General features: G+C 46.7%; 2 rRNA genes. Both read left to right on the top strand.

The annotated features are described in order from the left end of the window. Positions 1-117 (top strand): 16S ribosomal RNA (locus ERX29_RS10755); the annotation flags it as partial. Between the two features lie 242 nt (positions 118-359). Further along, positions 360-771 (top strand): 23S ribosomal RNA (locus ERX29_RS10750); the annotation flags it as partial.

Below are 771 nucleotides of genomic sequence, written 5' to 3'. Positions count from 1 at the left end.
ACCCGAAGCCGGTGGAGTAACCTTTTCAGGAGCTAGCCGTCGAAGGTGGGACAGATGATTGGGGTGAAGTCGTAACAAGGTAGCCGTATCGGAAGGTGCGGCTGGATCACCTCCTTTCTAAGGATATAACGGAAAAGGGATACTTGAGATTCCTTCGGAATTGACACTGACATATTGCATTCAGTTTTGAATGTTCATCGGACCGGCGTGTCCATGCATTCAGACATGTACCTTGAAAACTAGATAAAGCAAGAAGAAGAAAAAGATTTACCAAGCAAAACCGAGTGAGTTCATTTACTGAATTCTTGAAGAAATCGCGCGTTCATACGAAAGTATGGACATCACAATTATTAATAACAGATTAAGTTATTAAGGGCGCACGGTGGATGCCTTGGCACTAGAAGCCGACGAAGGACGTTACTAACGACGATATGCTCTGGGGAGCTGTAAGTAAGCTTTGATCCAGAGATCTCCGAATGGGGAAACCCAGCATGAGTCATGTCATGTTATCCGTACGTGAATACATAGCGTACGAGAAGGCACACCCGGAGAACTGAAACATCTAAGTACCCGGAGGAAGAGAAAGAAAACTCGATTCCCTGAGTAGCGGCGAGCGAAACGGGAAGAGCCCAAACCAGGATGCCTGCATCCTGGGGTTGTAGGACACTCAGCACGGAGTTACAAAGGAACGATTTAGACGAATGGCTTTGGAAAAGCCAACCAGAGAAGGTAAAGGTCCTGTAGTCGAAAAGTCATTCCCTCCTGAGTGGA

This window comes from Macrococcus lamae, assembly GCF_004359545.1.
Lineage (GTDB): Bacteria > Bacillota > Bacilli > Staphylococcales > Staphylococcaceae > Macrococcus > Macrococcus lamae.
Note: the sequence above shows the minus strand (reverse complement) of the source record. Positions and strands in the feature narration are given on the sequence as shown.